The organism is Streptomyces javensis (assembly GCF_039525925.1).
GTDB classification, from domain to species: domain Bacteria; phylum Actinomycetota; class Actinomycetes; order Streptomycetales; family Streptomycetaceae; genus Streptomyces; species Streptomyces asiaticus.
Window position 1 is genome coordinate 38,153 of sequence record NZ_BAAAIF010000003.1, and the last position, 13,681, is coordinate 51,833.

Here is a 13,681-nt window from a genome sequence, read left to right on the forward strand (position 1 = left end):
GGGGTCGCGTCAGGATGGACCGACGACGTAGGTCACGGGGCCCGGTCGTTCACTTCGCCGTATCGCGAGTCAGATTGCTGAACGCCTCAAGATTCCGCGTCGATTCGCCCCGTGCGGTTCGCCATGCGTACTCCTTGCGAATGGCCGTGGCGAACCCCATCTCCAGCAGTGTGTTGAAGCTGCCGTCCGCGTTCTCCAGCACCGTGCCGAGCAGCCGGTCCACCTCCTCCGGGGTGACGGCCGCCAGCGGCAGCTTGCCCACCAGATAGATGTCGCCGAGCTGGTCGATCGCGTAACTCACCCCGTACAGCCGGGTGTTGCGCTCCAGCAACCAGCGGTGGACCGCCTCGTGGTTCTCATCCGGGTGGCGGACGACGAAGGCGTTGACCGAGAGGGAGTGCCGGCCGACCCGCAGCGAGCAGGTGGTCGACAGCTTGCGGGTGCCCGGGAGCGTGATGACGTAGGTGCCGTCCTCCGGGCTCTCCCACTCCAGTTCGGCGTCGTTCAGCGTCCGCTCGATGACGGCCCGGGGGCCGGTCTCGAGGGCGGCCTCGGGGGCGGTGTCAGCCTTGGGGTCAGCCATGGGCCGATCGTAGGCGACGCCGCTCGCGCATCGCCTCCGTGTACACCTCCGCCGTGGCCGCGGCGGCCGTGTCCCACCCGAAGTCCTGGGCGTGCCCGGCCGCCGCCGCGCCCATCCGGTCCGCCCGCCCCGGGTCCTGGGCGAAGGGGCGCAGGGCGCGGGCGTAGTCGGCGGGGTCGTGGCCGTCGATCAGCGTGCCGCTGACCCCGTCCCGTACGGCCACCGGAAGGCCGCCCACCGAGGCCGCCACGACCGGGGTGCCGCATGCCTGGGCCTCGATGGCCACCAGCCCGAACGACTCGCTGTACGACGGCATGACCAGCACGGACGCCGCCCGGTACCAGTCCGCGAGCTCGTCCTGCGCACAGGGCGGCCGGAACCGCACCACATCGCAGATCCCCAGCCGCGCCGCCAGCTTGTGCAGCCCCTCGGGCTTGGCCAGGCCGCTGCCGCTGGGGCCGCCGACCACGGGCACGACCATGCGCTCGCGCAGCGAGGGGTCCTCCTCCAGGAGGTGGGCGACGGCGTGCAGCAGGATGTCGGGGGCCTTCAGCGGCTGTATGCGCCCGGCGAAGAGGGGTATCAGCGCGTCGGCCGGGAGCCCCAGCCGGGCCCGGGCGGCGGCCCTGCCGTCGGCGGGCCGGAAGCGGTCGAGGTTCACCCCTGGGTGGACGACCGCCACCAGCTCGCGCGCCGCCTCGTAGTGGCGCACCAGCTCCTCCGCCTCCTCGGCGGTGTTGGCGATCAGCCGGTCGGCGGCGCGGACGATCTGCTGCTCGCCGATGACGCGGGCCGCGGGCTCGGGGGTGTCGCCCGCCGCCAGCGCGGCGTTCTTGACCTTGGCCATGGTGTGCATGGCGTGCACCAGCGGCACTCCCCAGCGCTCGGCGGCCAGCCAGCCGACATGGCCGGAGAGCCAGTAGTGGGAGTGGACGAGGTCGTAGTGGCCCGGCCGGTGCCCGGCCCACGCCTGCATGACGCCGTGGGTGAACGCGCACAGCTGCGCCGGGAGGTCCTCCTTGGCGAGGCCCTCGTAGGGCCCGGCGTCCACATGCCTGACGAGCACGCCGGGGGCGAGCTCGACGGCCGGGGGCAGCGCGGCGGTGGTGGCCCGGGTGAAGATCTCCACCTCGATGTCGATGGCGGCCAGCCGTCTGGCCAGCTCCACGATGTAGACGTTCATCCCACCGGCGTCGCCGGTGCCGGGCTGATGCAGCGGCGAGGTGTGCACGCTGAGCATCGCGATCCGCCGCGGCCGCCGTGGAATGCGGCGAAGCCGCTGGTGGGACGGGGCGCCGAACGGTATGTGGGACCGGCCTCGCAGGCCGCCGAGCCGGGACGCGTGCTGGCTCACCGCGCGTTACCTCCTTGCCGGGGCGGGCTCCCTCGAGGGCGTCAACACCGGAACGTATGGTTCCCATTTCCGCTTTGCCAAAGCGTGACGTTCCGATGTCCGACGGCCACTCCCCGTCCGCCCCGGCAGGGGTTCCCCATCGGCTCGGCGCCCGCCCCGCCACGGGCCCAGGGCCCGCCCCGGCACGGGCTCGGCCTCCGCCCCGGCATAGGCTCAGCGCCATGCCCGCCCGCGTTCCCCCGCCGTCCCGCCCGATCGGTTCGGCGACCCGCGGGACCACCAACCCCAACCGGTTGCGCCGGATGGACCGGTGGATCGCGGCGGCGCACGGGCCCGCGCTGCGGCGGGCCGCGGAGGCGCCGGTGGCGGTGGACCTGGGCTACGGGGCGGCCCCGTGGACCGCCGTCGAGCTGCTGGACCGGCTGCGGACCGTACGGGCCGGGGCCCGTGTCGTCGGGGTCGAGATCGACCCCGGACGCGTGCTGGCCGCCCGGCCGTACGAGCGCGAGGGGCTCACCTTCGCGCACGGCGGCTTCGAGGTGCCGCTGCCCGGCGGGGCCCGCCCGGCGCTCATCCGGGCGGCCAATGTGCTGCGGCAGTACGAGGAGGGCGAGGTCGCCGCCGTGTGGCGGCGGCTCTGCGCCCGGCTGGCCCCCGGCGGACTGCTGGTGGAGGGCACCTGCGACGAGATCGGGCGGCGGCACGTATGGGTCGCGCTGGACGCGTCGGGCCCGCGCACCGTGACCTTCGCGGCCCGTCTCGGATCCCTGGAACGCCCCTCCGACCTGGCCGAACGGCTCCCCAAGGCGCTGATCCACCGCAATGTGCCGGGCGAGCCGGTGCACACCTTCCTGCGCGACTTCGACCGCGCCTGGGCGGCCGCCGCCCCGTACGCGCCGCTCAGCGCGCGTCAGCGCTGGATACGCAGCGCGAGGACGCTGCGCGCCGGGGGCTGGCCGCTCACCGACGGGCCGCGGCGCTGGCGTCAGGGCGAGGTCACGGTGCGGTGGGAGGCGGTGGCGCCCCGGGGCTGACGGCGCCGTCCGGGCGGTCCCCCGTGCCCAGGGTGCCGCCTTCCGTATCGGGGTCGGCCCCCGCCGCGTACTCCTCGCTGATCTCCTTCGGGCCGAACGGCCACACCTTCTCCACCCGCGCCCACAGCACGAACGCCACACACCCCGCCGCGACCCAGGCGAGCGACCATTCGATGGGGTGCCGACCGGGGGAGTTCTTGTCCGCGTAGCCGTAGATCACCAGCCAGCCCACCAGCGCCACCGCGCTCGGCAGCGGATAGAGCCACATCCGGTACGGCCGCCGCAGACCGGGCTGGCGGCGGCGCAGCACCGTGACGGCGACGACCTGCGCCAGGGCCTGCACGATCACCATGACCGTGGTCAGCAGCTGGATGAGCGTGGCCAGATCGGTGTGGCGGCCGATCAGGAAGCCGACCGCCGTCACGACGCCCATCGTGGCCAGGCCCAGCACGGGGAAGCGGTGGCGCGGGTGGAGCGTGCCGAACGGCCGGAAGAAGACCCGGTCGCGGGCGGCGTCGTACGGCACCCGGGAGCCGCCCAGCAGCCCGGCGAAGACGGACGCGAAGGCCGTGATGAGGATGAGCACGGTGACGACGTCGGCCGCGCCCTTCCCCCAGGTCTCCTCGAGCACCGCCGAGGCAACGGACTGGGCGGCCACCGAGTCGGGGTCGGTCATCTCGTGCCAGTCGACGACGCCGAGGGTGCCGATCTGGAGCAGCAGGTAGATCCCCATGATCCCGGCGATCGAGGTGACGATCGCCCGCGGCAGGGTGCGGCCGGGGTCCTTGATCTCGGCGCCCATGTACGCGGCGGTGTTGTAGCCGAGGTAGTCGTAGATGCCGATGGTCAGGCCCGCGGCGAACCCGGTCCAGAAGTGACCGCTGGTCAACTCGAAGGCGTGGTCCGGATAGGTGAACGCCTGCCCCGCGTCGAAGTGGCTGAAGGCCGCCACGATGACCAGGACCACGGACGCGATCATCACGCACCACATGACGGCCGTGATCCGGGCGATGTGCTCGACGCCCCGCCACAGCAGCCCGATGACGAGGACGATGACGCCGAGACCGACCAGATCGCCCTGGGTCTGTGTCATATCCGGCCACAGATAGCCCAGATACTGCACCAGACCGACCACACCCGTGGACATGATCAGCGGGATGAACAGCATCGCCGTCCAGACGAACAGGAACGGCATCAACTTGCCGCTGCGGTACTGGAACGCCTGGCGCAGATACACATAGCTGCCGCCGGCCCCGGGCAGCGAGGCGCCCAGCTCGGCCCAGATCAGCCCGTCGGCGAGCGCGAGCACCGCGCCCGCGACGAAGCCGATGACCGCCTGTGGTCCACCGAAGGCGGCGACCATGAGGGGGATGGTGACGAACGGGCCGATGCCGCACATCTGGCTCATGTTGATGGCGGTCGACTGGAACAGGCCGATACGGCGGACGAATCCGCCCTCGGTGCCGGACATCCGGACCTCCATTGCCCTCTCGCGCCACTGGCGCCACCGTGGGAGGAAATGAAAGTAAGGAAAGTTTCCAGTCGCGTCAAGGAGGTGGGCCGCGGCAAAAACGGAGCGCGTCCCGGGCCGTCAGCGGCCGTCCGTGGCCCTCAGCGGCCGTCCGTGGCCCTCAGCGGCCGTCAGTGACCTGAGCGGCCGTCAGGGCACCGCTCCTCGCGCGCACCACTCCCCGGGCCGGACTCAGGCCACCGCCGCCGCGCCCGCCAGCACCCTCAGCGCCTCCGCCGTCGCCGACCCCTCGTCGGCCGTGTACGTGCACAGCATCTGCCCCGGATCCGCGGGCAGCGTGAACGCCTCGAACCGCAGCACCAGCTCCCCCGCCTCCGGATGGCGGAACCGCTTGACGCCCCGCGTCCGCTCCTGCACCGCCTGCGCCTCCCAGCGCCGCCGGAACTCCTCGCTCCGCTCCAGCAGCTCATGGGTCACCCGGCACACCCGCGAACTGCCCGGGTGGCGTCCGGTCTCCGCGCGCAGCCCGGCCACCGTGTCATCGGCGACCTCGGCCCAGTTCGGATGGATCTCCCGCATCCGGGGGTCGAGGAAGACCAGCAGCGGGCCGTTGCGCCGCTCCTCGGGGATCGCGGCGTAGTCGATGCCGAGCCGGGTGCCGAGGGTGTTCCAGGCCAGGACGTCCATCGCCGGTCCGTAGACATAGGCCGGGACGGTGCCGTCCATCGCGTTCAGCAGCTGCTGGATCTCCGGCCGCACCCGCGGCCGCGGATCGGGGTCGGGCTCCCCGGCGCGCCGCCGGGGCAGGGTGATGTTGCGCAGATAGGTGTGCTCGGACGGGGTCAGCCGCAGCGCCCGCGCCAGTCCGTCGACCACCGAGTCCGAGACGGCCGGGGCCCGGCCCTGCTCGATACGGGTGTAGTAGTCGACGCTGATCCCGGCCCGCTGGGCGACCTCCTCACGGCGCAGACCGCGCACCCGGCGCCGGGCGACCCCCTCCGGCAGCCCCAGCTCGGCCGGGTCGAGCGCGGCGCGGCGCGACGTGAGAAACCCCTTGATCTCCGGTTCGGAATGGCCCATCGCTCCATTATCCGGGCAACGCCGGATTCTGGGCCGGACAGGTGGTTCTGCCAGACCCAGGTTGAGCCGGGCCTGGTGACGTATCCGCCCGGGGCCGAGGCTGAGGGCGCAGGACGCCATGGAAGGCAAAGGCCACGGAAGGCAAAGGAAGGCAGCTGCCATGAAGCGCAGGATCCTGGGCGGTACCGGCATCTCGGTGAGCGAGTACGCCCTGGGCGCGATGATGTTCGGCGCCCTGGGCAACCCCGATCACGAGGACTCGGTACGGATCATCCACCGCGCCCTCGACGCGGGCATCAACTTCGTCGACACCGCCGACGTCTACTCCGCGGGCGAGTCCGAGGAGATCGTCGGCAAGGCCCTCAAGGGCCGCCGCGACGACATCGTCCTCGCGACCAAGGCCCACTTCCCGATGGGCGACGACCCCAACGAAGGCGGCAACTCACGGCGCTGGATCACCCAGGAGGTCGAGAACAGCCTGCGCCGTCTGGGCACGGATCACATCGACCTCTACCAGATCCACCGGCCGGACCCGACGACGGACGTCGACGAGACGCTGTCGGTCCTGTCCGACCTGGTCAGGGCGGGCAAGGTGCGCGCCGTCGGCTCCTCCACCTTCCCGGCCGAGCAGATCGTGGAAGCCCAGTGGGTCTCCGACCGGCGCGGCCACGTACGGTTCCGCAGCGAGCAGCCGCCGTACTCGATCCTGGCGCGCGGCGTGGAGGCGGCGGTGCTGCCGACCGCCCGGAAGTACGGGATGGGCGTGCTGAGCTGGGGCCCGCTCTCCGCGGGCTGGCTCACCGGCCGCTACACCAAGGCGTCCGATGTCGATCTCTCGGGCGGCCGGGCGGCCGTGGAGAAGCACAAGTTCGACCCGTCGCTGCCCGACAACGCGCGCAAGCTGGAGGCGGTCGGCGCGCTGGCCGAGCTGGCGTCCGACGCCGGGCTCTCGCTGCCGCACATGGCCATCGCCTTCGTACGGGCGCATCCGGCCATCACCTCGGTGATCATCGGCCCGCGCACCATGGAGCAGCTGGAGGATCTGCTCGTCGGGTCCGAGGTGGAGCTGAGCGAGGACGTCCTGGACCGGATCGACGAGATCGTCCCGCCGGGCACCGACCTCAACCGGGCGGACAGCTACTACGTGCCGCCGGCGCTCGCGGACAAGAGCCTGCGCCGCCGCTGACCGGCTGCCGCCGGGCGGACGCCGAGATCGGTTCAGGACGACCGCAGAGCGTGCGGCAGCGCGTCGATGAGGGTGCGGTCGTGGTCGTAGGTGAGGCGGCGGCGGGCCGCGTCCGGGGGCAGCCAGAGCAGGCGGTCGACCTCGCGGTTGGGCACGAAGGTCTCGTCGTGGTCGATCGCCTCCGCCGCCCAGTAGCGGACCTGTTTGGGGCGGCCCTTGGCCATGTAGTGGAGGGTGGGCAGCGCTTCTCCCGGGGCGCAGCCCATGCCGGTCTCCTCGGCGACCTCGCGCACCGCGCCGTGCAGCGCTTCCTCGCCGTGCTTCAGCTTGCCCTTGGGATGGGACCAGTCGTCGTAGCGGGGGCGGTGGACGAGGGCGATCTCGAGCCCGCCGCCGCGCGGGGACCGTCGCCACAGCACACAGCCCGCCGCCAGGACCGTCCCGGTGCCATCCGTTCCGGTAGTCGTGCCTGTGTCCGTTCCGACCAGCCCGTCGTCACGGGAATTCCGCCGGTTCATCCGCCGTCTCTCCCTCCCCGGTTCTGTTGTGTCTGTCGTGCGTCGTCCACCGCCTGTACGGGGCGTAGGACCCGTCAGGAGGATCTGGCGGCGGACACGCGCCGCCAGATCCTGCCGAACGCGAACCGGGCCGCCTCGACCTCATGCCGCTGATCGGCGTGGAGCACCCCGAGCGCGTACGCCGTCGCCGGGGCGATCCGGGGCGTACGGGCGGCTGCCGCCGCAGCGGCGGCGGCCTCGGCCGCGTCGCGGTGGCGCTCGAGCGCCTGTCCGGCGGCCAGCAGCCGCACCGACAGCGGCGGCTCGGCGTCCACGGGGCCGGAGCCGCCAGGACCGGAACCACCAGGACCGGAGCCGTTCGGTCCGCTCGACTCGTCCGGCTGGTGCCACGCCTGGTCGAGCACCTCCAGCGCGTACCGCCGCAGCCGCAGCAGATGGCGCACCTGGTGCCAGGGGGCGTCCTGGCGCTCGCTGGCGGGCGGGGCGTCCGCGGCCGGGGTCGCCGCCAGGCCGTGCACCAGCGCCTCCGCGTTGTACGGATGTCCGGCGCGGACCAGCGGCAGCGCCTCCACCGCCTCGGCCAGCCGCCGGTTCGCCAGCTCGGCGAGCGGCGGCAGCACCTGCCCGGCGGGACGGGCGGCGTTGGCCTCGTCGAGCGGGACGTCGGAGGCGAGCAGGGCGACGGTGTCGGCGACCGCGTGGAAGCGGGAGGAGCCGAGCGCCTCCAGGGCGGCGGTGTGGGCCCGGGTCCGGGCCAGCGTGAGCTGGCGTTCCAGCAGCGCTCCGGCGCGGGCCGCGCCCACGGTCAGCGCCCCGCCGCGGGCCTCCTCCTCGGCACCGGCCCGCTGGTGGGTCGCGCCCGGCTGACCGGACCGCTCGCCCTTGTCGCCCTTGGCGCCCCGGCCGCTCTTGTCGCCGCGCTCACCGCGGCGCCGTCCGGCCGCCCGGCTCTCGTCCCGTTCCCGGTCTCGGTCCCGGTCTCGGTCTCGGTCCCGGTCCCTGGTCGTTCCGGCCGCGCCCTCGGTGCCGCCGGCCGCGTCGGCCGGACCGGGCCGCGGACCCTGCCCCCCGACGGGGTCCGCGGCCCCGCCTCCGGCGGCCAGCGAGACGCTGCGGCGGGAGGCACGGGTGGAGCGGGGAATCGGGCCCGCGGTGCCGGGCGGGCCCCCCGCGCCGTCGACCGCGAGCGTGACCCCGCCGCGCGCGGTGCGCGCGGCGGTGGTGGCATGCGCCGCGTTCACCGGCTGGCTGTCGGAGGGCCGCTCACCCGGGCTCGCAGTCTCGGCGGCCGTCCCCTCGCCCTGCGGTGACCGGTCCGAGGGGCCGCCCGCGCCCGAGAGCCGGTGCAGGGCGCCGCGCAGCCGGTCCAGCCGCTCCGCGTAGGCGTGCTCCCGCGCCAGCGTGCCGGACAGCCAGGCCAGTTCGGTCCGCAGCTCATCGGACCAGGTCGTGTCGGTGAGCGGGCGGTAGACGTAGAGCGCGCCGCTGATCCGCCGCGCGGCGCGGCGCAGCAGCCGGGCGGCCTCGGCCGCCTCCTGGACGTCGGAGCCGCTCTCGCGGTGCAGCCGCAGACTGCGCAGGAAGTCCCCGGCCTGGGCGTGCAAATACGCCGACAGCACCTCCCCGGCCGTCGCCGACTCCCACCCGGGCGCTCCCGAAGGCGTTCCCGAGGCCCCCGAAGCCGCGGAGGCCCCCGAAGCCGCAGAGGCCCCCGAAGCCGCGGAAGGTGCCGCAGCCGCGGAGGGTGCCGCCCGGTCCGTCACGCCGTCGCCGTCGGTCCCCGGGCAGGACGGGTCGGCGGCCGGGTCCACGGCGCCCGTCATCCCGGCCGGCGGCAGGTCATGTCGTTGAACCACGCCGTCGCCTCCGGGCGTCGATGAGCATCTCCTGAACGTTCCGCAGCGGCTGGCCGTCCGCGTCCGTGGCGTGCCGGGTCCACTCGCCGTCCGGGCCCAGGTGCCAGGAGGAGGTGGAGTCGGCCATCCCGGTCTCCAGCAGGCGGTTGAGGGCGGCGCGGTGACCGGTGTCGGTGACCCGCACCAGCGCCTCGATCCGGCGGTCGAGATTGCGGTGCATCATGTCGGCGCTGCCGATCCACACCTCCGGCTCGCCGCCGTTCCCGAACGCGAACACGCGCGAATGCTCCAGGAAGCGTCCGAGGATCGAGCGGACCCGTATGTTCTCCGAGAGCCCGGGGACGCCCGGCCGCAGCGCACAGATCCCGCGCACCCACACATCGACCGGCACCCCGGCCTGCGAGGCCCGGTAGAGGGCGTCGACGACGGCCTCGTCGACCATCGAGTTGACCTTGATCTTGACGTAGGCCGGTCGCCCCGCCCGATGGTGGGTGATCTCCTTGTTGATCCGGGTGATCAGCCCGCCGCGCAGCGACTTGGGGGCGACCAGCAGCCGCCGGTAGTTCTCCCGCCGGGAGTAGCCGCTCAGCCGGTTGAAGAGGTCGGAGAGGTCCGCGCCGACCTGGGAGTTCGCCGTCAGCAGCCCCAGGTCCTCGTACAGCCGGGCGGTCTTGGGGTGGTAGTTGCCGGTGCCCACGTGCGAGTAGCGGGTGAGGGTTTCGCCCTCCTGGCGGACCACCAGCGACAGCTTGCAGTGGGTCTTCAGGCCCAGCAGCCCGTAGACCACGTGGCAGCCGGCCTCCTCCAGCTTGCGCGCCCACTTGATGTTGGCGTGCTCGTCGAAGCGGGCCTTGATCTCGACCAGCACCAGCACCTGCTTGCCGGACTCGGCGGCGTCTATGAGCGCGTCGACGATCGGCGACTTGCCGGAGGTGCGGTACAGCGTCTGCTTGATCGCCAGGACGTCCGGATCGGCGGCCGCCTGCTCCAGGAACGCCTGCACGGAGGTGGAGAAGGAGTCGTACGGGTGGTGGAGGAGGACGTCCCGCTCGCGCAGCGCCGCGAAGATGTCGGGCGGGGAGGCGGACTCCACCTCGGCGAGGTCCCGGTGGGTGCCCGCCACGAACTTGGGGTACTTCAGCTCCGGCCGGTCCAGCGCGGCTATGCCGAACAGGCCGGTGAGGTCGAGCGGCCCGGGCAGCGGATAGACCTCCGCGTCCGAGATCTTCAGCTCGCGCACCAGCAGGTCCAGTACGTACGGGTCGATGGACTCCTCGACCTCCAGCCGCACCGGGGGCCCGAAGCGGCGGCGCAGCAGCTCCTTCTCCAGGGCCTGGAGGAGGTTCTCGGCGTCGTCCTCCTCGACCTCGAGGTCCTCGTTGCGGGTGACCCGGAACATGTGGTGCGCGAGCACCTCCATCCCCGGGAAGAGCGCCTCCAAATGCGCCGCGATCACGTCCTCGAGCGGTACGTACCGCTGCGGCGACGCCTCCAGGAACCGGGAGAGCGACGGCGGAACCTTCACACGTGCGAAGTGATCATGTCCGCTGACGGGGTTGCGCACCACGACCGCGAGATTGAGCGACAGCCCCGAGATATACGGGAAGGGGTGTGCCGGGTCCACGGCGAGCGGGGTCAGCACGGGGAAGATCTGCTGCCGGAAGAGGGTGAAGAGGCGGGACTGCTCCTTCTCGGTGAGATCCGGCCAGCGGACCAGATGGATGCCCTCCTCCGCGAGCGCGGGGGCGACGTCCTGCTGGTAGCAGGCGGCATGCCGGGCCATGAGCTCACGGGACCGGTTCCAGATCAGCTCCAGCACCTCGCGCGGCTGGAGCCCGGAGGCCGAGCGGGTGGCGACCCCGGTGGCGATGCGCCGCTTGAGGCCGGCGACCCGCACCATGAAGAACTCGTCCAGATTGCTGGCGAAGATCGCCAGGAAGTTGGCCCGCTCCAGCAGCGGGGTGGACGGGTCCTCGGCCAGCTCGAGCACCCGCTCGTTGAACGCGAGCCAGCTGCGCTCCCGGTCCAGGAACCGCCCCTGCGGCAGCTCCCCGCCCTCCGTGCCGGGCCCGGTGCCCTCCTCGTACGAGTCCAGGTCGGCGTCGAGATCGGGGTCGAGCGACCGCACCGGTGCGGCGACAGCATGCGGCCGGTGGGCCGCGATGGACCCGACCGAAGGCTGGTGGTTGGGCTGGGGCTGCGGGGAAACCGATGCCTGACCGCTTGTGTGGCTCATGAACTCATTGTTCCGCGCCGGAGGTGAATACGGCGTGGCGGAAGCGGGTGCGGAAACGGCACGGAGCCTCCGGTTCGACGAATTCGGCACAGCGGGCTGCATTCAGTGATGCTCGCAACCAAGGTTGAATCGCCGGTAACGGACACATGGCGCGTAGGAAATCGGGACCCATCCCCCAGGGGTCCCGCCCTCTTCACGCCCCCAAGGGCCCCTGCGCGCCCCCCTCACCCAGGTCCCGCTCAGGCCTCCCTCAGGTCCCCGTTTTCGCTCAGGTCTCCGTCCGGTACATCAGATCCGTCTCATGGGTGACGAAGCCGAGCCGCTCGTAGACCGCGACCGCGGCGAAGTTGTCGGCGTCCACATAGAGCATCGCGGTCGGCAGCCCCTGAGCCGCCAGATGCCGCAGCCCGATCGAGGTCAGCGCCCTGCCGAGGCCGCCGCCCTGCGCGTCCGGCCGCACCCCCACGACGTACACCTCCCCCAGCCGCTCCTCGGCATGCACCTTCGTCCAGTGGAACCCGACGATCTCCCCGCCCCGCTCGGCCAGGAAGAACCCCTCCGGGTCGAACCACGGCTCACCCTTGCGGTCGTCCAGGTCACGCTGGGTGAGCGCACCCTGCTCGGGGTGGTGGGCGAAGGCCGCCGAGTTCGCCGCCAGCCACGCGGCGTCGTCCGCACCCGGCCGGAAGGTCCGTACGGTCACCCCCTCCGGGAAGGCGGGCTCCGGCAGGCCCAGCTCCGCGAGCGACCCCAGCGGCCGCCGCATCTGCCGCAGCTCCCGGAACAGCGTCAGCCCCAGCACCTGCGCGAGATGGCGCGCCGAGGCATGCCCTCCGTGCGCCCAGATCCGCAGCCGCTTCCCCGACTCCCTCAGCAGCGTCACCCCCAGCGCCCGGCCGTGCCCCTGCCCACGGTGCCCCGGATGCACGACCAGCTCGGCCGCCGGCGCCTCCACCGGGTCGGTGTCCTCCAACTGCGCGTACCCCACCAGCTCCCCGCTCGGCTCCCGCAACACCAGATGCCGCACCCCCTCCCGCCGCCCCCGCAGCTGGAGCCGCCCCTGCTCGGATACCGCCTGCTGCCCATCGGCCCGCGCGGCCTCCGCGACCAGCCGCAGCACGTCCTCCACCTCGGCCGACGTCAACTCCTCCAGCACATCGAGCCGCCGGGCGCCGGATGTCTCGTTCACCACGTCATTCATGGGGCCGAGCCTACGGCGGCCCAATTGTCCAGCAAGCTGCTGCACAATTTATTACCGGCGAGTCACCCGGCTGCCCCACCTCCGTCAAGGACGTCGTCGGCGATACGCGAGAGGTCCTCGGCGCTGGGCATCAGCTCCCGCACATGGGGCGGCAGCGCGGCATACGTGCTCACGGCGAGCGGTGCGTTGTTGCTCCGCAGGGCGTACTCGATCGTCCCCTTGTCGCGGCTCTTGGCGATGAGGATCCCGAGGGTCGGATCGTCGCGCTCCTTGTCCCGGACCAGGTCGTCGACGACGGTGACGTAGAAGCCGAGCTGGCCCAGGTGGGCAGGGCGGGCCTTGTCGGTCTTCAGCTCGATGACGACGTAACGGTGCAGCTTGAGGTGGTAGAAGAGCAGGTCGATACGGAACTCCTCGTCCCCGACCTTGATGGGGTACTGGCGTCCGACGAAGGCGAAGCCGACCCCGAGCTCCGTGAGGAACCGAACAAGCTGCTGTACCAGCGCGTCTTCGAGGTCGCGCTCCGCCACCTTGCCGGAGAGCCGAGTGAAGTCGACTCGGTAGGGATCCTTGACCACCTCATTGACGGCATCGGAGTCCTCCGGGACCGTGGCGTGGAAGTTGTTGAGCGCGGCGCCCTGGGTGAGGTGCAACTGGGCGTCGATCCAGTGGTCGAGCATGACGCGGGACCAGCCTTGCTGCACGGCCTGCTGGGCGTAGAAGTCCAGCTCAGGGCGAGTCTTGCAGCGCGCCATGAGGACCGTGATGTGTCCCCAGGGCAATTGGCCAACAGCTTGTTGGCCAATTGACTCCGGCCACAGCCTCGCCATCTGCTGCATGTACTTCAGGTTGCTGCGCGAGAATCCGCGTTGATTCGGGAAGGCCGTACGCAGCTCCGTCGCCACCCGCTCAAGGACCTTTGATCCCCACCTCTCCCGCTCCGTCCGGTCGAGGATCGTCCGGCCGATCTGCCAGTACATCTTGATCATCTCGGTGTTGACCTTGAGCTGAGCACGCACGCTCGCCTGCGTGACGATCGCCTTGAGGTCATCGACCAGTTCGAAGAAGCCCGACGGAAGCTCGGACCCCTGCGCGGGGATGGGCGTCTGCTTCGCGAGTTCGTTCTGCATGATCCGCACGCTCACATAACGAACCACCACCC

The 13,681-nt window shown here is 72.1% G+C and carries 11 protein-coding genes; 2 read left to right on the plus strand and 9 right to left on the minus strand.

The features are described 5' to 3' along the window. Positions 1-49 precede the first annotated feature (49 nt). Entirely contained in the window at positions 50-583 is a 534-nt protein-coding gene (locus ABD329_RS04245; protein ID WP_198280903.1) for a type III secretion system chaperone family protein, read from the minus strand. Continuing rightward, positions 576-1,937 carry a D-inositol-3-phosphate glycosyltransferase gene (gene mshA, locus ABD329_RS04250; protein ID WP_198280904.1) on the minus strand — a complete coding sequence of 454 codons (1,362 nt, stop codon included), beginning with the start codon at positions 1,935-1,937 and terminating at the stop codon, positions 576-578. The genes ABD329_RS04245 and mshA overlap by 8 nt, the downstream gene beginning before the upstream one ends. A gap of 221 nt (positions 1,938-2,158) precedes the next feature. Here mshA and ABD329_RS04255 point away from each other — a divergent pair, with 221 nt between their 5' ends. Then, positions 2,159-2,971, plus strand: a complete 813-nt coding sequence (locus ABD329_RS04255; protein ID WP_344315966.1) for a class I SAM-dependent methyltransferase — start codon at positions 2,159-2,161, stop codon at positions 2,969-2,971. Here ABD329_RS04255 and ABD329_RS04260 read toward each other — a convergent pair. Together ABD329_RS04260 and ABD329_RS04265 are read right to left on the minus strand one after the other, a co-directional pair. Next, positions 2,934-4,442 carry an APC family permease gene (locus ABD329_RS04260; protein WP_344315967.1) on the minus strand — a complete coding sequence of 503 codons (1,509 nt, stop codon included), beginning with the start codon at positions 4,440-4,442 and terminating at the stop codon, positions 2,934-2,936. The genes ABD329_RS04255 and ABD329_RS04260 overlap by 38 nt on opposite strands. Positions 4,443-4,673: 231 nt before the next feature. Next, positions 4,674-5,522, minus strand: a complete 849-nt coding sequence (locus ABD329_RS04265) for a helix-turn-helix transcriptional regulator (protein ID WP_344315968.1) — start codon at positions 5,520-5,522, stop codon at positions 4,674-4,676. A 160-nt stretch (positions 5,523-5,682) separates the two neighbouring features. Between ABD329_RS04265 and ABD329_RS04270 the strand changes: the two genes are divergently transcribed. After that, positions 5,683-6,708 carry an aldo/keto reductase gene (locus ABD329_RS04270; RefSeq protein ID WP_344315969.1) on the plus strand — a complete coding sequence of 342 codons (1,026 nt, stop codon included), beginning with the start codon at positions 5,683-5,685 and terminating at the stop codon, positions 6,706-6,708. A gap of 32 nt (positions 6,709-6,740) precedes the next feature. Here ABD329_RS04270 and ABD329_RS04275 read toward each other — a convergent pair whose 3' ends face one another. The 5 genes from ABD329_RS04275 to ABD329_RS04295 form a co-directional block, all read right to left on the minus strand. Next, on the minus strand, positions 6,741-7,226 hold the full coding sequence (locus tag ABD329_RS04275) for an NUDIX hydrolase (protein WP_344315971.1): 486 nt from the start codon (positions 7,224-7,226) through the stop codon (positions 6,741-6,743). 74 nt (positions 7,227-7,300) lie between these two features. Next, positions 7,301-9,049 (minus strand): CHAD domain-containing protein, encoded by a 1,749-nt coding sequence (locus tag ABD329_RS04280; protein WP_425574284.1) that lies wholly within the window; start codon positions 9,047-9,049, stop codon positions 7,301-7,303. A 16-nt stretch (positions 9,050-9,065) separates the two neighbouring features. Continuing rightward, positions 9,066-11,318 carry an RNA degradosome polyphosphate kinase gene (locus ABD329_RS04285; protein WP_344315974.1) on the minus strand — a complete coding sequence of 751 codons (2,253 nt, stop codon included), beginning with the start codon at positions 11,316-11,318 and terminating at the stop codon, positions 9,066-9,068. 268 nt (positions 11,319-11,586) lie between these two features. Then, the gene (gene mshD / locus ABD329_RS04290; RefSeq protein WP_344315975.1) at positions 11,587-12,519 is read right to left on the minus strand and encodes a mycothiol synthase; all 933 of its coding nucleotides are present in this window, start codon (positions 12,517-12,519) and stop codon (positions 11,587-11,589) included. Between the two features lie 62 nt (positions 12,520-12,581). Beyond that, positions 12,582-13,649: a PDDEXK nuclease domain-containing protein gene (locus tag ABD329_RS04295; protein WP_198280899.1), complete on the minus strand. Its 1,068-nt coding sequence runs from the start codon at positions 13,647-13,649 to the stop codon at positions 12,582-12,584. Positions 13,650-13,681: the final 32 nt, after the last annotated feature.